Source organism: Nonomuraea thailandensis, from assembly GCF_024172165.1.
Taxonomy (GTDB): domain Bacteria; phylum Actinomycetota; class Actinomycetes; order Streptosporangiales; family Streptosporangiaceae; genus Nonomuraea; species Nonomuraea thailandensis.
Genome location: NZ_JAMZEB010000002.1, coordinates 3,902,803 through 3,926,479 on the forward strand (window position 1 = coordinate 3,902,803; position 23,677 = coordinate 3,926,479).

Here is a 23,677-nt window from a genome sequence, read left to right on the forward strand (position 1 = left end):
CACGCTGGGTCTCACACTGGATTTCACACTGGGCCTCACGCTGGGCCTCACCAGGTCACGTGGAGGGAGGTCAGCCCGTACACGACGTTCATGGCGCGGAACGCGGGCGGCGGCCCGGCCTCGCGCAGGCCGGGGAAGCGCGCCAGCAGGGCGTTGAAGGCGATCTGCATCTCCATCCTGGCCAGCGGCGCGCCGAGGCAGTGGTGCACGCCGTGGCCGAAGGCCAGATGTCCCAGGTCGCCGCGGCCGAGGTCGAGCCGGTCGGGGTCGGGCACCAGCGCGGGGTCGCGGTTGGCCGCGGGCAGCGCGACCGCCACCAGCGCGTTCTCGGGGATGCGCACGCCCGACAGCTCGACCTCCGTGGTGGCGACCTTGAACGTGCCGTTGTGCACGATGCTGAGCCAGCGCAGCAGCTCCTCCACGGCCGCGCCGACGCGCTCTGGCTCCTTCCTGAGCAGGTCGAGCTGGTCGGGGTGGCGCAGCAGCGCCAGGGTGCCGAGGCCGATCATGTTGGAGGTGGTCTCGTGGCCGGCCACCAGCAGCAGGCTGCCGATGCCGATCAGCTCGTCGGTGGTCAGGTCGTCGCCGTGCTCGCGCACCAGCATGCCGAGCATGTCCTCTCCCCGGTCCGCCCGGGCGCGGGCGACGAGCTCGCCCATGTAGGCCCGCGCGGCGTCGCGGATCGGGGCCCGCTCCTTCAGCGACAGGGACAGGTCGAGCAGGCTCGTCGTGCGCCGCTGGAACTCCTCGCGGTCGGCGTACGGCACGCCCAGCAGCTCGCAGATCACCAGGGACGGGATCGGCAGCGCGAACGACTCGACCAGGTCCGCGGGCGGGCCGGCCGCCTCCATCGCGTCGAGGTGCTCCGTCACGATCTGCCTGATCCGCGGCTCCAGGCGGCGGATGCGGCGCATGGTGAACTCCGGCGTCAGCATCCGCCGCAGCCGGGTGTGCTCGGGCGGGTCGAACAGCAGCAGGTGGCCCGCCCGCTGCGCCTCCACCTGCTCCCTGGGCATGTCGGGCGCGCCCGGCGGGCGCGGCTGCCTGGCGTTGCTGAAGCGCGCCGGGTCTCCCAGCACCTCCCTGACGTCGGCGAACCTGGTCACCATCCAGACGTCCTCACCGAACGGGGTGGGGACCCGGCGCACGCCCTCCTGCTCGCGCACCCGCACCAGCTCGGGGTCCGGGTCGAACAGGGAGCGGCGCATGTAGAGGGGTAAGGTCGCGGAATCGCTCATGTGGTCTCCCGAAGGGATCTGCGCTGACCGCCGACTCCCGATGTTAGGCGTTCTCCCCGTCCCGCGCCCGGCCCGGCGGCACGAGATCTCCCAGCGAGACGGCCAGCCACAGGTGCAGGCGGTGGCCGGGGTCGGTGAAGGAGCGGCCGCAGACGCGTTCGGCGGTGGTCAGGCGGCGGCGCAGCGTGTTGCGGTGCACGCCCAGGCGTCTGGCGGCCAGCTCCAGGTTCTCCCCCGCCTCCAGGTACGCGCGCACCGTGCCCACCAGGTCGCCGCCGTGCCGGGCCTCGTGCTCCCTGAGCGGGCGCAGGACGGCGTCGGAGAAGCGACGCGCCGCCTCAGGCACGAACGCGTCCCTGAGCAGGGCCGCCGTCTCCAGATCGTCCACGTGTGTGTAGCCGGGGGCGGTGCCGCGGCCGGCCAGGGCGGTGGCGTGGCGGGCCGCAGCCGGCAATTCCTCCAGGTCGTGCGCCCGGCAGCCGCCGCCCGGCACGCCCAGCCGGGCGCACAGCCGCGCTCCCCGCGACCGCGCATCGCCCCGCCCAGGGTCGCCCCGCCCGGGGTCGCTCAGACCGGACTCGCTCAGACCGGGCCCGCTCAGACCGGGGTCACTCAACCTGGGGTTGCCCAGGCCGGAGTCCGGTGGCCCGGTGTGCTCCGGGAGCACGAAGAGGGTCGTACCGTCAGGGCGGGCGCAGACGAACGCCCGGTCCTCGGCGTCCGGGTCGGGCAGCACGTCCTCCAGCGCCTCCATCGCCGCGTCCGCCGGGACCCGCGCCCGCACCACGACCACCTCGTACGGCGGCGCCACCGGGCACAGCTCGCCGAGCTGCCGCGGCGTCAGCGTCCCGTCGAGCACGGCCGACAGCAGCGCGGCCCGCTGGGCGTGCGCCCTGGCCCGGTTCGCGCGCACGCCCACCAGCTCCATGGCCAGCAGGCAGGCCGCCTGGTTGGCGAGCATCCTGGTGTGCCATTCCAGGGGCGAGGCCGTGCGGATGGCCAGCCAGCCGCCCGGCGGGCCGGTGAAGCCCAGGCTCTGCACCTGGACGGCGTGAATGCCGTCGTCGAGGACGGTGGCGCTGCGCCGGGCGGCGCTCCGGGCCGCCGCCACCGCCCTGCCGTGCCACGGCCGCTCCACCACACCAGCCGCACCGGCGGCGCCGGAGACGCCGGCGGGACCGCGGGCGCCGGCCGTGGCGTGCCGCCCGGGTGACGGCCCCGCCGGGCTGGACGCGCGGGGCGTGCCGTGCGGGTCCAGCAGGAGGGCCTCGCCGCCGGTGTGCTCGGCCAGGGCACGCAGGATGCCCGCGCTGCCCGCCTGCAGCGCGGCCCGCGCCATGGCCTCCTGGGCGGCCACGACGCGGCGCTCACCGCGTACGCGCTCGTCGGCGTGCCAGCGGGCGACCGCCTCCGTCACCGCGATGAACGGCGTCAGGATCTCCAGGACCGGCAGGCCGTGCTCGTCGGCCGCGGACAGCACCTCCGCGGGCACCGAGGACACCGCCTCCCCCAGCGCGAAGGCCAGCGCCGCGCAGCCCGCGCCGGCCAGCCGCTCGACGTAGGCGCGCCGCCCGGCGGCGTCGGCGGGCAGGCCGAGGCCGATCGTCAGCACCAGCTCGCCGCCGAGCAGCCACGGCACCGGGTCGGCCAGCTCCGACACGTGCGCCCACCGCACCGCCCGCGCCAGCCCCGCGCGCCCGGCCAGCAGCCGCATCTCCATCGCCGGCAGGGTCATCGCCTGCGCCACCGTCAACGCCACGCCGCCACCTCACGAGAGTGCATACCGCACTCTAATTCACCTCCGGTGGTGCGTTTCGTCCCGGCTCTCCTCGGAGTGACCTGCGCTTATCGTCGTCGCACCCCCTACACCCGGAGGAACCATGAACCGCGCCACCCGGGCGGCCGGCGCCGCCTTCGTCGGGACCACGATCGAGTGGTACGACTTCTACGTCTACGCCACCGCCGCCGCGCTGCTCTTCGACGACCTGTTCTTCCCCAACGCCTCCAGCCCCACGGTGGCGCTCATGGCGTCCTTCGCCACCTACGCCGTCGGCTTCTTCGCCAGGCCGCTCGGCGGCATCGTGTTCGGCCACTTCGGCGACCGGGTCGGCCGCAAGTCGGCGCTGGTGGTGACGCTGCTCATGATGGGCGCGGCCACGTTCGTCGTCGGGCTGCTGCCCACCTACGACTCCATCGGGGCGCTCGCCCCCGTGCTGCTGGTGCTGCTGCGGTTCGTGCAGGGGCTGGCGGTCGGCGGCGAGTGGGGCGGGGCGGCGCTGATGGCCGTCGAGCACGCGCCCGAGGGCAGGAAGACCTTCTACGGCGGGTTCGCGCAGCTCGGCAACCCGGCGGGCGCGCTGCTGGCGACCGGCGCGTTCAGCCTGATGAGCCTGTTCGGCGAGCAGGCCCTGCAGTCGTGGGGCTGGCGGGTGCCGTTCATCGTCTCGGCCGTGCTGGTGCTGGTCGGCCTGTTCATCCGGCTGCGGGTGGAGGAGTCGCCGGTCTTCGAGCGGACCGACAAGACCGGGGTGCCGATCAAGGAGGTGTTCCGCACCTCGTGGCGGGCGGTGCTGCTCGGGGTCGGCACCCTGCCGGTGGCCATCGGCGGTTACTACATCCTGACCACGTTCCTGCTGTCGTACGCGACCGGGCCGTCCGTCGGCGCGTCCGAGCAGCTCATCCTGAACGGCCTCAGCTTCGCCTCGTTCGTCGAGCTGGTCGCCACGCTGGGCATCGCCTGGCTGGGCGACCGGTTCGGCAGCCGCAAGGTCGCCATCGTGTTCCTGGTGCTGACCGCGGTGCTGGCCGTGCCGCAGTTCGCGGTGCTCGGCTCGGGGAACGCGGTGCTGATCTTCGCGTTGCTCGGGCTGATGCGGCTGGTCACCTCCGGCACGTACGGGCCGATGGCGGCGATCCTGGCCGAGATGTTCCCGCCGCAGGTCCGCTACACCGGGATCTCGCTCGCCTACCAGGGCGCGGGCGCGATCTTCGGTGGCCTGTCGCCGCTGGTCGCCACCGCCCTCGTCGCCGCGTACGGCGGCGCCGCCTGGCCGGCCGTGGCGCTGCTCGTCGGCATGTGCGTGCTCAGCGTGATCTGCCTGGCCGTGGCGCCGCGCCACCGCGACCGCCTGCCCGCCCCCTCTGTCGTCAGCGAATAGGAGAGCTCGATCATGTCCACCACGACCGTCATCACCGGCGGCAAGGTCATCACCATGGACCCGGCGAACCCGGCCGCGCAGGCCGTGGCGGTCCGCGACGGCCGGATCCTGGCCGTGGGCCGCGAGCCGGACGTGCTGGCCGCGGCCGGTCCCGGCGCCTCGTTGGTCGACGCGGGCGGGCGCAGCGTGCTGCCGGGCTTCATCGACCCGCACAACCACCTGCTGTCCACGGCCGAGACGCTGGTGGCGGTGGACGCGCGCTACCCGGCCGTGGGCAGCGCCGCCGACCTGGTCGCCGCAGTGGCCGCCGAGGCCGCCAGGACGCCGCCGGGCCAGTGGATCAGGGCGTACGGGATGGACGACGCCAAGTTCCCCGGCGGCCGGCCCACCCGGAGACAGCTCGACGAGGCCACCACCGACCATCCCGTGATCGTCTACCACGTGTCGGGGCACCAGGCCGTGGTGAACTCCACCGCGCTGGCCTGGCGCGGCATCGGCGAGGACGTGCCCGACCCGGCGGGCGGCGCGTTCGTGCGCGACGAGGGCGGCCGGCTGACCGGCATGGTGCTGGACTCCGCCATGGAGCTGCTGCTGCCGGTGGCTGTGGACATCGGCTGCCACGGCCCGAACTTCCACGTGGACCTGCCGCTGGAGCAGCTCCGGTCGTGGCTGGAGCTGGCCGGCGAGACGTACCTGCGGGCCGGCGTGACCACCGTGTGCGACCCGCAGGTGTCGCGGCGCGAGCTGCTGGTCTACCGCTCGGCGTGGGAGGCGGGCACGCTGCCGGTGCGCACCGCGGTCATGCCGCTGTCGCACATGCTGGACGAGCTGGCCTCGATCGGGCTGGCGGGGCCGTTCGGCGACGACCGGCTGCGGTTCGGCGCGATGAAGTTCTACTGCGACGGCACGCTGCTCGGCGGCACCGCGATGTTCGAGGAGCCGTACGGGGACGACTTCACCGGGTCCCTCTACCACGAGCCCGCGCAGCTCGTGGAGCTGGTGCGCAAGGCGGCGTCGGCCGGCTGGCAGATCGGCATCCACACGCAGGGCGACCGCGCCATGGGCTACTCCCTGGACGCGATCAAGGCGGCCGTGGCGGTGTCGGGCGACGACGCCAGGCCGCGGATCGAGCACTGCGGCCATCCGACGCCCGCGCAGGTCAGGGAGTTCGCCGCGCTCGGGGTGATCCCGGTCAACCAGCCCAACTTCCTGTTCGACAGCGGCACCGACTTCGTGCGCCGGCTCGGGGAGCGGCGGGCGCACCGGCTGCAGCCGATGCGCGAGGAGCTGGACGCCGGGCTGCGGCCGGTGCTGTCCAGCGACTCGTTCGTGTCGTCGCTGCGGCCCATGGAGACGGTCTCGAACGCGGTGCGGCGGCGCACCCGTGAGGGCGGCCCGATCGGGGCAGAGCAGGCCGTCACGCTGGAGGAGGCGCTGCGGGCGCACACCATCGACGCCGCCTACGCCCTGCGCATGGAGGACCGGATCGGGTCGCTGGCGCCCGGGAAGCTCGCGGACGTGGTGGTGCTGGACGCCGACGTCGCCGGGCTGCCCGCCGAGGGGCTGGCCGGGGTGGACGCGTGGCTCACCATGCTGGACGGAGAGATCGTCCACCGCGCCTGATCCCGTGACGCCGGCCGGGCTGGGCGCCGCCGTCCGGAAGGGCGACTCACCGTTGTGACGCCAGGCGGGCGATGCGGCGGCGGCGTTCGGGGGTGATCTCCGGAGCCGGCATGCGCAGAAGGCCGGTGCCGTGGCCGAGGTCGCGCAGGGCGAGTTTGATGCCCTCCACGGTGCCGGCCAGCGTGTCCAGCACCTCGTCCACCTGGGCCTGGGCGTCGAGTTCCGCAGCGGTGTCGCCGCTCGCGACGGCGTCGGCGAGGCGGGTGAACGGCTCGGGGAAGGCGGCCGACAGGCCGGAGACGACTCCGGCGCCGCCGCCGCGCACGACCTCGGCCAGCCGGGTGTCCGAGCCGGACCACAGCCGCTTGCCGGGCGGGAGGGCGGCGGCGTACTCGGCGAACCGGTCCGCCGCGCGGCCGCTCAGCTTGGCGCCGGCCAGCCCGGTCGCGGCGGCCAGGCCGGCGGGCTCGACGGTCACGCCGGTGCGCTCGCTGAAGAGGTACCCGTACACGGCGGCCGGGCCCGCCGCCCGCGTCACCTCGTCGAAGTGCCGCAGGACGGCGCCGGTGTCGGCGGGCAGGTAGTACGGGGTCAGCGCGGCCAGCCTGCGCGTGCCCGCGGCGACCGCGTCCCTGGTCAGCGCCACCGACTCCCGGGTGGCGGCGGCCCCCACGTGCACCACCACCCGCTCGGGCCCGAACACGGCCAGCGCCGCCTCCACGACCGCCCGCCGCTCGGCCCGCTCCAGGGCCGGGAACTCGCCGGTGGTGCCGCAGACGAACACGCCGTCCACGCGGGGCGCGAGGTCGGCGAAGTACGCCTTGGTGGTGGCGAGGTCGAGCTCACCGGCCTCGTCGAAGAAGGCCGGGACGGCGGCGAGCACCTCGGCACGGGGCGCGGAAGGCCGGTCGCCTGGTGGCGTGACGTTGTGCGGCGCGACATCTGTTGGGGTGGGGTCTTGGGGCGTGACGCTTTGCGGCATGGCGAAGCCTCGCTGTGAGGGGACCGGTCCGAGGTGGAGGGCGCAGGTGGGAAGGGCCGGTCCGAGTCAGGAGGTCCACTGCGGACCGGCCCGGCCTGGGGGCGAGGATCGGTGTCAGAACGCGGGCTGCGGGCGGGGCCGTTCGCTCAGCGTGGCGCGGATGCGGCCGCAGGAGCCGTCGAGGTGCGCCGCGAGGGCGGCCAGCGCCGCGTCCACGTCGCCCGAGCGGACGATCCCGCTGAGGTCGGCGTGGTCCTCGGCGACGGGGACGAGGTCGCGGTCGGTGTTGGTGATCTCCAGCACGGTGGCGAACAGCGGCCGGTGCAGCTCCCACGTGGCGGTGAGCCAGCGGTTGGCGCCGAGCGTGTAGAAGCCGCTGTGGAAGTCGAGGTCGGCGGCGGCGAACTTGGCGGGGTCGGGCGTGGCCGCCGCGGCGCGCATCTGCTCGATCGCCGCGTCCATCGGCGTCCAGTCGGCGGCGCCGAGCCGGGCGATGGCCTCCCTGATGGCCAGGCCCTCCAGGGCGCCGCGCAGGGAGTAGAGCTCGACGAGGTCCGAGTCGGACAGGCCGCGTACGAAGACGCCGCGCTTGCGCGTCTCGACCAGGCCTTCGATCTCGAGCTGGCGCAGGGCGTCGCGGACCGGCCCGCGGCTCACCCCGAAGCGCTCCGCGATCCTGCCCTCGACCAGGTGCGTGCCCACGCTGAGCTCACCGCGCACGATGAGCGAGCGGAGCTGGGCCAGCAACTGGTCACCGAGCGGTGGATGACGCAACGGATGGGTGATCGTCACCAGCTCTCCTCTCGTGTCCTGCACGGAGCCTAACGCGCTGCGCCGCAGACGGTCAACGTCAACCGTTGACGGTTAACCGTTTGCCGAGTCATAGTGTGCGGCAACCGAATCCCTGCCGAAATCCCCCTCAGCCGCACGGCAGAAAGGGCGTCGCCATGGTCGCGACCTCTCCCCCACGCAACGACCTGCGCTACACCTGGAAGGTCACGGCCTCCAGCTTCCTCGGCAACACCCTCGAGTACTACGACTTCCTCGTGTACGGCACGGCCGCCGCCGTCGTCTTCCCCAAGGTCTTCTTCCCCGAAGCCGGCGGCTTCGTGGCCACGCTGTCGGCCTTCGGCACGTTCGCCGTCGGCTTCCTGGCCCGCCCGCTGGGCGGCCTCTACTTCGGCAGCCGCGGCGACCGGCACGGCCGGAAGTCCACCCTGATGGTCACGCTCGTCCTGATGGGGGTGAGCACGATCCTCATCGGCCTGCTGCCCGGGTACGACTCGATCGGCGTCTGGGCGCCGATCCTGCTGGTGGTGCTGCGGCTGGCGCAGGGGTTCGCGGTCGGCGGCGAGTGGGGCGGCTCCATGATCATCGTGCTGGAGTCGGCGCCGCCGCACCGGCGCGGCTTCTTCAGCGCCTGGCCGAACACCGGCGGGTTCTCCGCGCAGATCCTCATCACGGGCGTCTTCGCCTACGTCTTCACGCTGCCCGACGAACAGTTGCTGAGCTGGGGGTGGCGGATCCCGTTCCTGCTGTCGGCGGTGGTGCTCGTCGTGACGTTCTGGATGCGCCGCAGCCTGCACGAGACGCCGGTCTTCACCTCGGCGGTCGCCGCGGACCCGCAGCGCGCGACCCATGGGCCGATCCGCCGGATCTTCGTCGACGACTGGCGCAACCTGCTGCTGATCGTGGGCCTGCGCTTCGCCGAGGCGCTGCCGTACTTCCTGCTCACGGTGTTCGCCCTGTCCTACGGCGCGAGCATCGGGATCGAGAAGGGGCAGCTCAACAACGCGATCCTGATCGCCGCCGTGCTGGCCTTCGTCAGCCACGGCGCCTTCGCCGCCCTGTCGGACCGGATCGGGCGGCGGCCGGTCTACTTCTTCGGGGCGGCGGTGGTGTTCGTGATGGCCTTCCCGTTCTTCGCGATGCTGCACAGCGGGTCGACGGTGCTGATCGTGCTCGCGTACGTGCTGGTGCTGAACGTCGGGCACAACGCGATCAACGCCATCCAGCCCGCCTTCTACGCCGAGCTCTTCCCCGCCGAGCGGCGCTACACCGGGGCGGCGGCCGGGCGGGAGATCGCCTCCGTCTTCGCCGGCGGGCTGACGCCGTTCGTCGCCACCGCGCTGGCCGGGGCGGACGGGTCGCGGTGGCCGCTGGTGGCGGCGTACGTCATGGTGGGCGCGGTGGTGACGATGATCGCCGTCTACAAGGCGCCGGAGTCCTACCGCCGCGACCTCACCACCACCGGCACGTCCGTCCGGTGAGCCACCGCGATCCTGGGGTCGCCCCACGGCGTCCGGCCGCCACAGCACGCCGGTCTCGCCACCGGCCAGCATCGCGCCGGGGTCGGCCGAGGTCCTCCGGACGCGCCGGCGTTGCGCATCGGGCGACTGCCCACGAGACACCGCGCGAAGCCGAGCACGGCCAGGGCAAACACCGTTCCAGAGGTCAGTGCAGACCAGGAGACCACTGAACGCTCCCATGAAACGGAGCCCAGGGAGGAGGCACGACGGCCATCACCGCACGGGGCCGTGGCCGCGTTCACCGGTCTCGCCTGTTCCACTGAACCGAGTGTCCGTGACCTCGACAACTGCCTGGCCGCCCTGCTTGCCTGGCCTTGGCGCTGCACGGTAACGCGGCCGCCGCGATGTGCGAAGGCCGCCGTCAAGCGGACCCTCCGCCGCAGCCCACCGCGCCCCCTTGCCCGAACCAGGCCCAGCATCGGACCCGGCCCTCGACCCGGGCGAACGTCAGCTTTTCTCCCCGGCTGCCGATCCCGGCTGACGCGAGCGGGGTTCAAACCGTGCTTGGACGTGGGTTCGGCCACGCGTGGCGAAGCTCGCTGACGCCTTCCGGCTGCTGGCTGTCTCCTGGACGCGGTCGGCTGCGTCCTTCGCCACGCGTACGTTTCAAAACCCGGCCCTTTGGCAAAGCAGCAGCTAGGCTGGGGTGCGGACCGGTCAGGGTTGCTCGTTGGACCGCGAAGAGGCCACTCCTGCGCCGGCGTGCCGCGCCGGCCCCGGCGCCAGAACGCACAGGCAGGTCATGAGCGACACATCCAGCGAAGCCGCGCCAGAGGCGACCAGGCGTACCGTCCTCAAGGCCGGTACTGCCATCGCCGTCACCTCGGCGACAACCACCTACGCCGCACCAGAGCAGGCCGCGCACGCGATGGCCGGGCAGGCGATCGTCGTCCAGGGCCCGGTGAAGGTCCTGCTGAAGGTCAACGATGTGGTGTACGAGCGGCTCCTCGAACCTCGGGTGACCCTGCTCGACGCGCTGCGCGAGCGGATCGGCCTCACCGGGACGAAGAAGGGCTGCGACCGCGGCGAGTGCGGCGCCTGCACGGTGCTGGTGGACGGGCGACGGATCACGTCGTGCCTGACGCTGGCGATCATGCAGGACGGCCGCGACATCACCACCATCGAAGGCATGGCCGACGGCGACCGTCTGCATCCCATGCAACAGGCGTTCATCGACCACGACGGGCTGCAGTGCGGGTTTTGCACCCCCGGCCAGATCATGTCCGCCGTCGCCTGCGTCCAAGAAGGCCACGCCGGATCCGATGACGAGATCCGCGAGTGGATGAGCGGCAATCTGTGCCGCTGCAGCTGCTACCCCACCATCGTGGCCGCGGTCCGGCAGGCCGCCGAGGGGATGTCCTGATGGACGACTTCGCCTACACCCGCGCCGACCGCGCCGAGACAGCGCTTCACCTGGCCACGCAACCGCGTACGCGCTTCATCGCCGGGGGCACCGACATCCTCAAGCTGATGAAGGACGGCGTCGAGCGGCCCGAGCACCTGATCGACGTCAACGCGCTACCGCTGGACGGCGTACGGGAGACCAGGCAGAGGATCGAGCTGGGCGCGCTGAGCCGGATGAGCGACGTGGCCGCGCACCCGGCCGTGCGCCGGCGGCTGCCGGTGCTGGCGCAGGCCCTGCTCGCCGGTGCTTCGCCGCAACTGCGCAACATGGCCTCGCTCGGCGGCAACCTGCTCCAGCGCACCCAGTGCTGGTACTTCCGCGACGCCGCCATGCCGTGCAACAAACGATCGCCCGGCAGCGGCTGCCCGGCGATCGAGGGCCGCAACCGGTGGCATGCCATCCTCGGCGGCAGCGATCGCTGCATCGCCGTGCACCCCTCCGACCTGGCCGTCGCACTGACGGCCCTGCAGGCCACGGTGCACACCTTGCACGCCGACGGCCCGCGCCAGATACCGATCGCCGACTTCTACCTCCTGCCAGGCGACACCCCGCACCGGGAGACCGTCCTGCGTCCGGGCGAGCTCATCACCAAAATCGACGTGCCCATCACCTCCCTCGCCGCAGGTTCGCGGTATCTGAAGGTACGCGACCGGGCCATGTTCGAGTTCGCCGTCGTCTCCGTCGCGGCGTGCATCCAGCTACGTGACGGTGAAGTGAGCCAGGCGAGCCTGGCGTTCGGGGGCGTCGCGCCCAGGCCGTGGCGTTCGCCCGCCGCGGAGCAGGCCCTGACCGGGCGTCCGCTGAACACCGCCTCGATCCGCGCGGCCGGCGCGGCCCTGGTGCGCGAGGCGAGGCCACGCCAGGACAACGCCTTCAAAGTTCCGCTGGTGCAGCGAGCCCTGGCGGAGGCTCTCGGCCGGCTCGGGGAGACGGGATGAACGCGGTAGGCCGGCCGATCGCCCGGGTGGACGCCGTGGCCAAGGTCACCGGCGCCGCCCGGTACGCCGCCGACGAGCAGGTCGCCGGGATGACCCACGCCGTCCTGGTCACCAGCACGATCGCGCGGGGACGCATCACCGCGCTCGACACGGCCATGGCCGCCACAGCCGCCGGGGTGCTCGGTGTCTTCACCCACCACAACCTGGGCCGCCTTCCCAGACCGCGCCCGCAGGCCGCCCCGCCTTTGCAGGACGACCGCATCCGCCACGCCGGCCAGCCCGTCGCGGTCGTGGTGGCGCAGACCCTGGAACAGGCCCAGTACGCGGCCACGCTGGTCGCGGTGAACTACCGGGCCGAACAGCCGGAGGTGATCCTGGGAGACCACCTCGGCGAGGCCTATCTGCCGCCTCAAGGCCCCGACGGCACCGGCAACGTCTACGAACGCGGCGACGTCGACACGGCCCTGGCCGGCGCGCCCGTCACCATCGAGGCCGTCTACACCACTCCGATGCAACACCACAACCCGATGGAGCCGTCGGCCACGATCGCGCGGTGGGACGGGAACCGGCTGACCGTCCACGAGTCGACCCAGGCGATGGCCACCGTCCAAGACGAGCTGATGCGGGTGTTCCGGCTGCCGCGTGCGAACGTTCGTGTCCTTTCGCCGTACGTGGGCGGCGGGTTCGGCGCCAAGGGACGGACGTGGCCGCACACCGTCCTGGCCGCGGCGGTCGCCCGGCGGGTGCGGCGGCCGGTCAAGCTGGTGCTGACACGGGCCGAGGCCTACACCGGCTTCGCCCACCGCGCGGAATCGCACCAGGTGCTGCGCCTCGGCGCCACCCGCGACGGACGGCTGACCGCGATCGACCACACCCTCACCCAGCAGGTGGCACGCGCCGAGGGCCGGTTCGCCACCAGCGCGACAACCACCCGGATCCTGTACGCCTGCCCGAACGTGCGCACCACACGGCAAGCCGTCGGCCTGGACCTGGCCAACGGCGGCTACACCCGGGCGCCGGAGACCGTCGTCAACCACGCCCTGGAGTCGACGCTGGATGAACTGAGCTACGCGCTCGGCCTGGACCCGATCACGCTCAGGATTCGTAACTGGTCGGCAGTCAACCAGGAGACCGGTGTCCGGCACGGCAGCAACCACCTGCGCGATTGCTACGAACGAGCAGCCGAACGCTTCGGCTGGTCGCGCCGTGATCCCCGGCCCGGCTCCATGCGCGACGGCCGCTGGCTGGCCGGGTGGGGGATGGCCACCGCCGCCCACACCGCGGGCGGCCAGGCGATGTCCGGGGCCGAGGTGACGATCGGGCTCGACGGCAGAGCCGAGATCCGATCCGCCACGCAGGACATCGGCACCGGCACGTACACGGTGATGAAGCAGATCGGCGCCGACGTACTCGGCTTGCCGCCGGACGACGTCGTCTTCGATCTCGGCGACTCCGCGTTCCCGAGCGCGGCGCCCTCGTTCGCGTCCTCGACCGTGCCCTCCACCGGCGCGGGCGTCGTCCGTGCCGCGACGGCCGCCCGCGATCAGGTGATCGCCCTTGCCGTGGCGGACCACGACGGCCCGCTGTACGGTCTGCCTCCCGGCCGGATCGCCGCCGCGGACGGTTTCCTGTTCCACCTCGACCACCCCGCACGCCGAACCAGCCACCGGGACGTGCTGCGCCGCCACGGCCGGCCGATCCGATCGGCCAGCCAGCCGGGGAGACCGATGACCCGGGCCTACTCGACCGGCGCGGTGTTCGTCGAGGTGGCCGTGCACCCGGTGCTCGGCCACGTACGGGTACGCCGCATCGTCGGCGTCTACGACCCCGGCCGCGTTCTCAACGAACGCACCGCACGCAGCCAGGCCATCGGCGGAGCGATCTGGGGCATCGGCGCCGCCCTCACCGAACACACCCTCACCGACCCCCACTTGGGCCGCATCCTCACCCCGAACCTGTCCAGCTACCTGATGCCGGTCAACGCCGACGTGCCCGACATGGACATCAGCTTCATCGACCGGCCCGATCCGGCCAGCCACGCGCTCGGCGCCCGCGGCTTCGGCGAGGCCGCCACCACCGGAGTGGCCCCCGCGATCGGCAACGCCGTCTACCACGCCATCGGCCACCGCATCCGCGACTTGCCCATCACCCAAGACAAGATCATCGCAGGCATGCAGCGCAGCGAAACCGGCCGTATCTAGGGGAAAATCGTTCTGCATCGATAAGCCGGCCTGAACGTACCGGCCCCCGCACCTACGACAATCCGCGCTCGGCCGTGGCCAAAGTCGCGGGCCGACCCCGCGTATCCGTCCCCTCTGGTGACGGTCCGCGGCACTTGTGCGGCGGCTGCTTTTCGTCAGCCGCCGGGAGTACGCAGGTCATCAGACTGGGCCGCGTGATCGAGCATGCCCTGCCCCCGGCGACAACCACGAGATCGTGCAACGCGGTGACGATCTCACCGTGGTCCTTCCACCTGGAATGGGAGCGTCTGGCCCGGCAAGCCTATGACCAGATCCCTCCTGACAAGCGCCTGCCCGTTGCCGACGCCGTCATCAAGCTGATGATCGAAGGCATTCCCGACGCCGCCGAACCGGTGAAGACGGTCGCTGGAGTCTCCGGACCGGCGCGTACAGGCATCGACGTCGAAGTCGTCGCAAGAAGACCCGACTCTCGCGGTTTCCAAGTCGTCAAACGCCGCTGGGTAGTCGAAAGAAGTCTGGGCCGGCTCATGCTGTACCGCCGTTCAGCCCGCGATTACGAACCTCTTCCCACGAGCTGATCTACTCAAAACAAACGCCCTCCTGGCTACTTCTACAACATCACCCGGCGGCACAGCGCCAACGACGGCCTGGCGGACCATCACATTCGAACGTCATTGATGGACGGTTGGCCGTAGATCGGGTGGACCGGCAACAACCTCATCGCCGCCGGCCTTGCGCGAGCCCGGAACCTCTGCAGTAGCCGCAGGCCAGGACCAGCACCAGCAGGCTCATATGCCGGCTGGGCGTGGTAGACCAGATCGCGGCCACGGCGGTCTTCGGTGAAATCAATGGGGTGAAACTTTCACCTTGGGCATCTCGCCGAAACTTTCGCTATATGTACGAAATTTTTGGCCTCAGAGGTTCACTTCCGGGTGTCCGCGACTCTTTTCGCTGCCAGCGCTACCAATTCCTGGAGCGGCTGTCCGGTGGCCGGGTAGATCTGCTCCGGCACCGCGACGCGCTCCCGGTCTCCGCTTCGCTGCCCGACCCTTGACGCATGATGCATGCCAGGTTCATAGTGATGCCCGTCGCAACGGTCGGATATCTCCCCACCTTCGGAGGTGTCGTGGATAACCAACTTTGTTAGCGTTAACAGGCAGCTTGGCGACCGGAAGTCGTTTTATCTGTAAGCTGGTCAAGTTTCTGGCGTGCTCGTCGCCGTGGCCGACCAGGCGCAGGCTAGCTGGAGCCGCTTTCCCCACCAGCGCCTCCGGGCCCCTTGACGAAAACAACGTTAGGGCAAGACCGGAACCCTAATATCCTTGGATCTTGCGAACACATATGCAAGCACCGATGTTAGCGATAACAAGGCATGGCGTTCAGGTGATCGCGGACATTTGTAGATCTCACGAGATTACCGCGACCATTACGCTCGGCGTTGACGATGCTGCGACGACTCACTCCGTTGGCTCCCGCAGAAAAGAGGACCCATGAATAGATTCCCGAGCCCTCCTATCCGACGCATCCGCCGTGGTGTCGCCGCCGCTCTCGTGGCAACCGTCGGCATACTGCTCGCGTTATGCCAGTCACTCGTGAACGCACCCCCAGCCGCCGCGGCCGTCATCGACACCGACGCCTCCTACATCCTGGTCAATCGCCACAGCGGCAAGGCCCTGGAAACCTGGGAGTGGTCCACAGCCGACGGCGCCCGCCTGGCGCAGTACACCGATCTCGGCGGCGCCAACCAGCAATGGCGCCTCGTCAAACTCGGCGGCTCGGGTGGCCCCACCATCCCCCCGGCCTCCTACCCGCGGCCCGGATATGTGACCGGTGACATCGGCGTGCACGACCCGGAGGTGACCAAGACCCCCGGCGGCACCTACCTGTTGGCCCACACCGGTAACAACATCTCGCTCAAGTCCTCCACCGACCGAACCACCTGGCGCAACGCCGGGTCGGCCTTCCCTGGAGGCGTCCCGTGGGCGCATCCCTACACCGGCGGCGGCAATCACGTGTGGGCGCCCGACATCACCTTTGCGAACGGCCGGTACTACATGTACTACTCCGCCTCCAGCTTCGGCTCTCAGCACTCGGCGATCTTTCTGGCCACATCCTCTACCGGCGCCTCAGGGTCGTGGACCCACCAGGGCCTGGTCATCGAATCCCGCAACGGTGACACCTTCAACGCCATCGACCCCAACATGACCATCGACACACAGGGCCGCTGGTGGCTGACCTTCGGCTCGTTCTGGACGGGCATCAAGCAGATCCAGCTCGACCCGGCCACCGGCAGGCGCACCGGTACCGCCCTTACCAGCGTCGCCAGACGCCAGGGCAGCACCGCCATAGAGGCGCCCACCCTCATCAGACACGGCACTTACTACTACCTGTTCGTCTCCTTCGATCTCTGCTGCCGCGGCGCCTCCAGCACGTACCGCATCATGGTTGGCCGCTCGACCTCGGTAAACGGCCCCTTCATCGACCGCAACGGGGTGGCGATGAACTCCGGCGGCGGCACCGAGATCCTGGCCGGCCGAGGCAGCATCCATGGCCCCGGCCACCAGGCCTACCTGGACGACAACGACGGATCGATCCTCTTCTACCACTACTACGCCGACAACGGCGCGTCCCTGCTTGGCATCAACAAACTCGGCTGGGACTCCGCCGGCTGGCCTTTCGCCTATTAGCCCACGCGAGACCAGAGCCGGGGCGTGGTCGGCCCACATCGTCCCGCCCCATCCCTGGTATTGCCGAGATTCAAACGATGTCAGGAGTGACTCTTGTTATTTTCCCTTTCCCGAGGAATGGCATGGCGGATATTGCTGCTCGCCATGGCCAGCCTGCTGGTCCTCACCCTGGACACCGCCGCCGGCTCCAGTCGCGCCGACGCCGCGCCCGGGCCTTCCTTCGCCAACCCCGTCGTTGGAACTCCCAACAGCGCCGATCCGACGCTGCTCTTCCACAACGGCTTCTACTACTACGTCGCCACCACGTGGTCGGCCAATGTGGTCATGCGCCGCTCCCCGACGATCGCCGGCCTCTACAGCGCCCCTGAACAGGTTGTCGTGCAAACCGGCGGCAACACGATGTGGGCCCCGCACCTGGAGATGATCAACAACCGCTGGTACCTGTACTACTCCATCGAGCAGGGCAGCCTTCCCCGCCGCACGCACGTCGCCGAAAGCGCCGGCTCCGACCCGATGGGGCCCTACACCATCCGCGGAGTCGTCAACCTGATGCCCAACAACGGATGGGCGATCGACGCCAGCGTGCTCAAACTCAACGGCAACCTGTACTTGACGTACTCCGCCTTTGCCTCCGACGGCCTGCAGTCACTGTTCATCGCACCGATGTCCAACCCGTGGACCGCCAGCGCCCATGGCAGGCGGATCTCCGCCCCGACTCTGGCCTGGGAACGCCAGAACGGTGCCGTCAACGAGGGTTCCTTCCCGCTGCAGCGAAACGGCCGGACCTTCTTGACCTACTCGGCCAGCCACTGCAACGGCCCCAACTACAAGCTCGGCATGCTGGAGTACCGCGGCGGCGATCCGCTGGCGGCATCCTCGTGGAGCAAGTTCGCCAACCCGATCTTCCAGCGCAACGACGCGAACGGCGTCTACGGCCCGGGCCACCACTCCTTCTTCACCTCCCCCGACGGCACCGAAGCCTGGATCGCCTACCACGCCAACTCCTCGTCGACCCAGGGCTGCGGCACCACCCGCACCACCCGCGTGCAGAAGATCTCCTGGAACGCCGACGGCACCCCCAACCTGGGCGTACCGGTCTCGACCTCCACCATCCTGGCCGGCCCGTCCGGCGAGCCGTCCGGCCCCTCCACCACGCTGAACCGGTTGCAGTCGGTGAACTTCCCCGACCGGTACGTACGGCACGTCGACTTCGACGTCCGGATCGACGCGAACGTCAGCCCGGCGGCGGATTCACAGTGGCGGATCGTGCCGGGCCTGGCGGACTCCTCCGCCGTGTCCTTCGAATCGTCGAATTATCCCGGCTACTACCTGCGGCACTTCGACTACGACTTCACGCTGGCCCAGAACGACGGCAGCGCCACCTTCCGAGCCGACGCCACGTTCCGCCGTGTCGCGGGCCTGTCGGACGCGTCAGCGGTCTCGTTCCAGTCCTTCAACTTCCCCGACCGCTATATCCGGCACGCCGATTACCTGCTGCGCCTCGACCCGATCAGCACCGCGGTGGACCGCGCCGACGCCACCTTCCGCGTCACCAACTGAAGGAAGCACATCATGAGGAAGTTGCGCATCGCCCTGGTGGCGATGGTGGCGGTTCTGCTGGCGCCGCTTCCGGCGTCAGCCATCGACACGTCCGTCTCCGCCGCCGCCCTGAGCCGGTTGCAGTCGGTGAACCTCCCCGACCGGTACGTACGGCATATCGACTTCGACGTACGGATCGACGCGAACGTCAGCCCGGCGGCGGACGCGGAATGGAATATCGTGCCGGGCCTGGCGGACTCCTCCGCCGTGTCCTTCGAATCGTCGAACTATCCCGGCTACTACCTGCGGCACTTCAACTACGACTTCGCCCTGGTCCAGAACGACGGCAGCGCGACGTTCCGAGCCGACGCCACGTTCCGCCGTGTCGCGGGCCTGTCGGACGCGTCAGCGGCGTCGTTCCAGTCCTTCAACTTCCCCGACCGCTATATCCGGCACGCCGATTACCTGCTGCGCCTCGACCCGATCAGCACCGCGGTGGACCGAGCCGACGCCACCTTCCGCGTCACCACTGATACGCCGGAGCCCGGTGCCGGTAAGCAGGTCGAGGATCTCAACCGCGGCCTGATCAGCGTGCGCTCCGGGTCGGGCAACCTGGTGTCCTGGCGCCTGCTGGGCACCGAGTCCCGCGACACCACCTTCAACGTCTACCGGGGCGGCACCCGGATCGCGAACGTCACCGACACCACCAACTACCTGGACTCCGGCGCCGACGCCGGTGCCACGTACACGGTGCGGGCGGTCACCGGCGGCGCCGAGGGACCGGTGTCGGAGACCTCGCTGCGCTTCGGCAGCGGCTACCTGGACGTGCCGATCACGCCGCCCTCCGCCGAGCACCACGCCAACGACGCCTCCGTCGGCGACCTGGACGGCGACGGGCAGCTGGACATCGTGCTCAAGTGGGAGGCCAACAACGCCAAGGACAACTCCCAGTCCGGTGTCACCACCCCGATCCACATCGACGGCATCAAGCTCAACGGCACCCGCCTGTGGCGGATCAGCCTGGGCCGCAACATCCGCGCCGGCGCCCACTACACCCAGTTCCAGGTGTACGACTACGACGGCGACGGCCGCGCCGAAGTCGCGATGAAGACCGCCGACGGCACCGTCGACGGGCGCGGCACCGTCATCGGCAACGCGAGCGCCAACTACGTCAACTCCGGCGGCTACATCCTGTCCGGCCCCGAGTACCTGACCATGTTCAACGGCCAGACCGGCGCCGCGATGTCCACCGTCGATTACGACCCGCCCCGCGGCAACGTCGGCTCCTGGGGCGACACCTACGGCAACCGCGTCGACCGGTTCCTGGCCGGCACCGCCTACCTGGACGGCCAGCGGCCCAGCCTGATCATGGCGCGCGGCTACTACACCCGCGCCGTCATCGCCGCCTGGGACTTCCGCAACGGCCAGCTGGTCAAGCGGTGGACGTTCGACTCCAACGCCTCCGGCAACGGCGGCTACGCCGGCCAGGGCAACCACGCCCTGACCGTGGGCGACGTCGACGCCGACGGCAGGGACGAGATCCTTTACGGCGCCGCCGCGATCGACGACAACGGCCGCGGCCTGTGGAACACCGGCCTGGGCCATGGTGACGCCGCTCACCTGGGCGACTTCAACCCGTCCCGCGCGGGCCTGGAGTACGTGAAGATCTCCGAGTGGGTCGCCAGCCCGGGCCTGTACATGACCGACGCCCGGACCGGAGCGCGGCTGTGGCAGACCGCCGCGAGCTCCGGCGAGGGCCCCGGCCGCGGAGTCGCCGCTGACATCCACGCCGGCAGCCCGGGTGCGGAGTCCTGGGCGGCGGGCGCCGGGCAGAACGGCCTGCGCGACACCGCCGGCGCCGTGGTCGGCCGCCAGCCGTCCTCGGCCAACTTCCTGGCCTGGTGGGACGGCGACCCGGTGCGCGAACTGCTGGACCAGACCCGCATCGACAAGTACGGCACCAGCGGCGAGACCCGCCTGCTGACCGCCTCCGGCGTGCACTCCAACAACGGCACCAAGTCCACCCCGTCCCTGTCGGGCGACATCCTCGGAGACTGGCGCGAGGAGGTCATCTGGCCCACCACCGACAACCGGGCACTGCGCATCTACGCCACGCCGTCCGTGACCTCCACGAAGATCCACACCCTGCTGCACGATCCGCAGTACCGGGTGGCGCTGGCCTGGCAGAACACCGCCTACAACCAGCCGCCGCACCCGAGCTTCTTCATCGGCAACGGCATGAGCACCCCACCCCGGCCCAACGTCTACGTTCGCTAGGACCGGTGCCGGGGAACAGGAGCGACTCCCCGGCACCGCCACCGGACGACTACCAACCACCGAGACTAGGACGCTCCATGATCTATTCGAACCCCGGCGGAGCGGCTCGTGGAGATGGCGGGGCGTTGGGCCCAGCTGGAGACGAAGGCCAGGCATACGTCGAGGAAGTCGGGCTGGTCGAGCAGGCGGTCGAGCCGTGCGGCGTCGTCGGCCGCGAGGAGGCCGTGCTGGGTCATGGCCATGCGTACCTGGTCGAAGGTGGCTCGCCACAACGCGTCGTCGGGGGCTCCGTCACCGACGGTTCCCACTGCGATGTGCAGTCCGGGGTTGACGAGGCCGGCGGTGGTCAGGGGCGCGGGCATGGTGCGGGGCCAGCGCAGGTCGGTGCCTATCGTGGCGGCGAGGAGCTGGGCGCCGCCGAGGGCGACCTGCTTGAACAGGGCGTTGGGGGAGGACTCGACAGGGAAGACGTCCGGATCTTCGACGATCAGCCAGCCGCCGGGGCGCAGCCATTGGGCGGCCCGCTTGAGGACCTGGTCGCGGTCGGGCAGGTGAACCAAGAGTGCTCGGGCGTGGATGAGGTCGAAGGTGCCGTCGGGGAAGGTGTCGCGGGTCACGTCGTGGCGTACGACGTGCAGGTGCGGGGGCAGGTCGCCGGACAGGAAGCGGGTGTCGAGGTCGGTGGCGGTGACCTGGCCGAGGGGGCAGCGGGTGGCGAGCCAGCGGGCGATGGAGCCGGCGCCGGCGCCCAGTTCCAGGCAGTGCCAGTCGCGTCGCGGTTCGAGGCGCTCGATGAGGTCGATGGTGGTGGCGTCGCGGGCGGTTTCCAGCGCCTGGAGGCGGCCGAGTTCGGAGGTGACCGCGTGGCTGAGCGCACCGTCCTGGTAGGTGCGTGGGGGCCGTGAGGGCAGGGGGGTCATCGCTCGCCTTCCATGGTGATGAGGAGACTGACCGGTCCGCGGCTGATCAGACCGGTTTCTGTGGGGGTGAAGCCGTCCGCCCAGCGCAGCCCGGGCAGTGCGCGCAGGAGGATCGGCATGGTGGTGCCGAGCAGGCGGGCCAGGTGGGCGCCGAGGCAGAAGTGCCGGCCCGCGCCGAAGGCCAGGTGGGCGGCCGACGCGGCGAACTGCCGGTCGGTGGTGGTGGCGGTGCGGTGCAGGTCGTAGCGGTCGGGGTCGGTGAAGTGGGCGGGGTCCCGGTTGGCGGAGGCCAGGAGGCACGCGACGGTGGCCTCCGGGGGGAGGCGGCCGGAGGGGAGGTCGATGGCCTTGGTGGTGTGGCGGATGATGATCTGGGTGGGCGGGTCGCGGCGCAGCGATTCGGCCCAGGCGGCGTCGGCGAGGGCCGGGTCGTGGCGCAGTGCCGCGAGCGCGTCGGGGTTGTTGAGCAGGTTGGCCGCGAAGAGGGCGAGAGCCCGGTCGGTGGTGTCGGCTCCGGCGGCCAGGAGGACGGCGCAGCAGCCCATGATCTCCTGATCGTCCAGCAGTTCGCCGTTCACGGGGCTGGTGCACAGGGTCGAGATGAGGTCGGCGCCGGGGCGGGCGCGGCGGGCGGCCAGGTGCGGGCGGAGGTAGTCGTACAGGTCGTCGCGGGCGGCCAGGCCCTGCTGGAGCGTCAGCGGGTCCTGGCGATGGTCGCTCATGTACGCGAATCCGGCGGTGTACCAGGGACGCAGGATCTCGGCGTCGCCCACCGGCAGGCCCAGCACCTGCGTCAGCACGGTGATGGGCAGTTGCCTGCAGAAGCCGGTGGTGAGATCCGCCTGTCCCGTGTCGCGGATCTGCCGGGCCGTGATGGCGGCGAGGTCGGCGGCGGTGGTCTGGGCGGTGCGGCGCAGGGCGTTCACCGCGTGTCCGCGGAAGGCGGGTGACAGCAGGGCGCGGTGCACGGTGTGCTCCCGGCCGTCCATCTCCAGCAGGGTCCGGCCGACCATGGCGCCGACCTGCCAGGCGTAGCTCTGGGATGACACGTCCGGGTCGCACAGCGCGGCGCGTACGTCGTCGTACCGGCTGATCACCCACGCGTCGAGCAGTTCGTCGCGCATCAGCGGAAAGTGGCCGCGCAGCCGCGCGTACAGCGGGTACGGGTCCCGCTCGAACTCGGTCCACACCAGGCTCGGGGGCGTGCGGGCCGTGTCGATCGTGGCTGCGGAGCGTTGCCAGTGGTAGCGGCCGACGGACTGATGCCAGGACAGGCCCGCGGCCATGGCGGCTGACAGCCGGTCGGCCAGCGCCTGGGCCCTGTCGCGGTCGGGCGATGGAGTGTGCCGGCCGACATCGCTCCGTACGGCCTGAAAGGTGTCGACACGCCGCATGATCATGGCGTGTGCGGTGTCGACCGCCTCCTGCCAGGTGCCGTCCCATTCGCGCCGGACGATCTTGACGAGGTTCGCGTCCTCGCGCAGCAGCAGGTCCTTCTCCAGCGAGTAGACGTCGTTGGTCCAGCTCAGGACGTCACCCGTGCAGTCACGCAGCTGGGTGACGAGCGCGGCGAGATCGCTCGGCCAGGCGGTGTTGAGGCCGTGGATGGCCTCGATCAGGTCGAACAGCAGGTCGGCGCCGAGCAGGTCGCGCCGCATGGCGGTGTAGTCGGCCAGGGAGGGAGTCCGGCCGTGAGCCCGCGAGGCGGTCATCCGGCACTGGGCGAGCAGATGCCGGACGACGTGCCCGGCGATGGCGCTCTGCCAGGCGGTGTCACCGAGCCGCCGGGTGCGTGGCCACAGGTCGCAGGCCAGGGTCCGCAACATCGGATCCTCGTGCCCGCGCTCGTGCCCGCGCTCGTGGCCGTGCTCGTGGCCGTGCTCGACGATCTGCCGGGCGGTTTCGGTGAAGGCGTCGAGGACGCCGTCGTCGGCCCACCGTCCGTCGTCGATGCGGTCGTCCAGCAGCAGGGTCCAGAGCACCCATTCCAGCAGGATCACGGCGCGCTCGCGCGGGGCGTCGCCGGTGAGCGCGATCCCGGCGTCCAGGAGCCGGGAGCTCAGCAGCCGGTCGTGGCCGCGCGGGCCGATCAGGCCCTGGTCGAGGGCCCAGCGGCTGGCTTCGCGCCGCAACGGTTCGCCGTCCCGGCGAGCGGTGGAAGCGGGAAAGGGCAGGGCCAGATCAGGGAGTGAGAAGACGGGCGGCGCCTCCCCGGCGGTGGGTTCCTCACGTGGAGCGGTGTGCTGCTTGGCCCCCGAATATGCACTCACGGATCCCCTCTCCTGCAGTTTTAACTCAAGGTAATCGAGCGATAACGCTTTCGTCATGGCCGGCCAGAGGGAGGCGAGTTGCTGACGAGACAGCCAATGCTGCCCCTGCCGGAAGTGGCGAAGCAGGCAT

Annotated in this window: 15 protein-coding genes and 1 pseudogene; 10 read left to right on the plus strand and 6 right to left on the minus strand. The window is 70.8% G+C overall.

All coding sequences use genetic code 11. The features are described 5' to 3' along the window. Positions 1-47: 47 nt before the first annotated feature. Complete coding sequence (locus HD597_RS21595; protein ID WP_253744483.1) at positions 48-1,238, minus strand: cytochrome P450; 1,191 nt, start codon at positions 1,236-1,238, stop codon at positions 48-50. A gap of 43 nt (positions 1,239-1,281) precedes the next feature. Then, positions 1,282-2,997, minus strand: coding sequence for a PucR family transcriptional regulator (locus HD597_RS21600; RefSeq protein WP_253744484.1), 1,716 nt, complete (start codon positions 2,995-2,997; stop codon positions 1,282-1,284). Between the two features lie 121 nt (positions 2,998-3,118). On the opposite strand from HD597_RS21600, the gene HD597_RS21605 reads away from it, so the two are divergent. Both HD597_RS21605 and HD597_RS21610 read left to right on the plus strand, forming a co-directional pair. Then, the gene (locus HD597_RS21605) at positions 3,119-4,396 is read left to right on the plus strand and encodes an MFS transporter (RefSeq protein ID WP_253744485.1); all 1,278 of its coding nucleotides are present in this window, start codon (positions 3,119-3,121) and stop codon (positions 4,394-4,396) included. Positions 4,397-4,408: 12 nt separating this feature from the next. Further along, positions 4,409-6,019 (plus strand): amidohydrolase, encoded by a 1,611-nt coding sequence (locus HD597_RS21610; RefSeq protein ID WP_253744486.1) that lies wholly within the window; start codon positions 4,409-4,411, stop codon positions 6,017-6,019. Between the two features lie 46 nt (positions 6,020-6,065). Here the strand turns inward: HD597_RS21610 and HD597_RS21615 are convergent, their stop codons facing one another. Together HD597_RS21615 and HD597_RS21620 are read right to left on the minus strand one after the other, a co-directional pair. After that, entirely contained in the window at positions 6,066-7,001 is a 936-nt protein-coding gene (locus tag HD597_RS21615) for a dihydrodipicolinate synthase family protein (protein WP_253744487.1), read from the minus strand. A 114-nt stretch (positions 7,002-7,115) separates the two neighbouring features. Continuing rightward, positions 7,116-7,793 carry a GntR family transcriptional regulator gene (locus HD597_RS21620; RefSeq protein ID WP_253744488.1) on the minus strand — a complete coding sequence of 226 codons (678 nt, stop codon included), beginning with the start codon at positions 7,791-7,793 and terminating at the stop codon, positions 7,116-7,118. A 155-nt stretch (positions 7,794-7,948) separates the two neighbouring features. On the opposite strand from HD597_RS21620, the gene HD597_RS21625 reads away from it, so the two are divergent. The 8 genes and pseudogenes from HD597_RS21625 (at position 7,949) to HD597_RS21660 (ending at position 20,357) form a co-directional block, all read left to right on the plus strand. Next, positions 7,949-9,271 carry an MFS transporter gene (locus HD597_RS21625; RefSeq protein WP_253744489.1) on the plus strand — a complete coding sequence of 441 codons (1,323 nt, stop codon included), beginning with the start codon at positions 7,949-7,951 and terminating at the stop codon, positions 9,269-9,271. 709 nt (positions 9,272-9,980) lie between these two features. Further along, complete coding sequence (locus HD597_RS21630; protein WP_372513386.1) at positions 9,981-10,673, plus strand: (2Fe-2S)-binding protein; 693 nt, start codon at positions 9,981-9,983, stop codon at positions 10,671-10,673. Next, positions 10,673-11,653, plus strand: coding sequence for an FAD binding domain-containing protein (locus tag HD597_RS21635; protein WP_253744490.1), 981 nt, complete (start codon positions 10,673-10,675; stop codon positions 11,651-11,653). Before HD597_RS21630 ends, HD597_RS21635 begins: the two co-directional genes overlap by 1 nt. Then, complete coding sequence (locus tag HD597_RS21640; protein ID WP_253744491.1) at positions 11,650-13,854, plus strand: xanthine dehydrogenase family protein molybdopterin-binding subunit; 2,205 nt, start codon at positions 11,650-11,652, stop codon at positions 13,852-13,854. The genes HD597_RS21635 and HD597_RS21640 overlap by 4 nt, the downstream gene beginning before the upstream one ends. 422 nt (positions 13,855-14,276) lie before the next feature. Next, positions 14,277-14,429 (plus strand): annotated as a pseudogene (locus HD597_RS21645) (IS5/IS1182 family transposase); the annotation flags it as partial. A 915-nt stretch (positions 14,430-15,344) separates the two neighbouring features. Further along, a complete protein-coding gene (locus tag HD597_RS21650) occupies positions 15,345-16,541 on the plus strand; it encodes a family 43 glycosylhydrolase (protein WP_253744492.1) in 1,197 nt (398 codons plus the stop codon). 117 nt (positions 16,542-16,658) lie between these two features. After that, positions 16,659-18,101, plus strand: a complete 1,443-nt coding sequence (locus HD597_RS21655) for a family 43 glycosylhydrolase (protein ID WP_253744493.1) — start codon at positions 16,659-16,661, stop codon at positions 18,099-18,101. Between the two features lie 12 nt (positions 18,102-18,113). Beyond that, complete coding sequence (locus HD597_RS21660) at positions 18,114-20,357, plus strand: rhamnogalacturonan lyase family protein (RefSeq protein WP_253744494.1); 2,244 nt, start codon at positions 18,114-18,116, stop codon at positions 20,355-20,357. Between the two features lie 65 nt (positions 20,358-20,422). Here HD597_RS21660 and HD597_RS21665 read toward each other — a convergent pair whose 3' ends face one another. Beyond that, complete coding sequence (locus HD597_RS21665) at positions 20,423-21,277, minus strand: class I SAM-dependent methyltransferase (protein ID WP_253744495.1); 855 nt, start codon at positions 21,275-21,277, stop codon at positions 20,423-20,425. Further along, positions 21,274-23,547, minus strand: coding sequence for a cytochrome P450 (locus HD597_RS21670; RefSeq protein WP_253744496.1), 2,274 nt, complete (start codon positions 23,545-23,547; stop codon positions 21,274-21,276). The genes HD597_RS21665 and HD597_RS21670 overlap by 4 nt, the downstream gene beginning before the upstream one ends. Between the last annotated feature and the right edge of the window lie 130 nt (positions 23,548-23,677).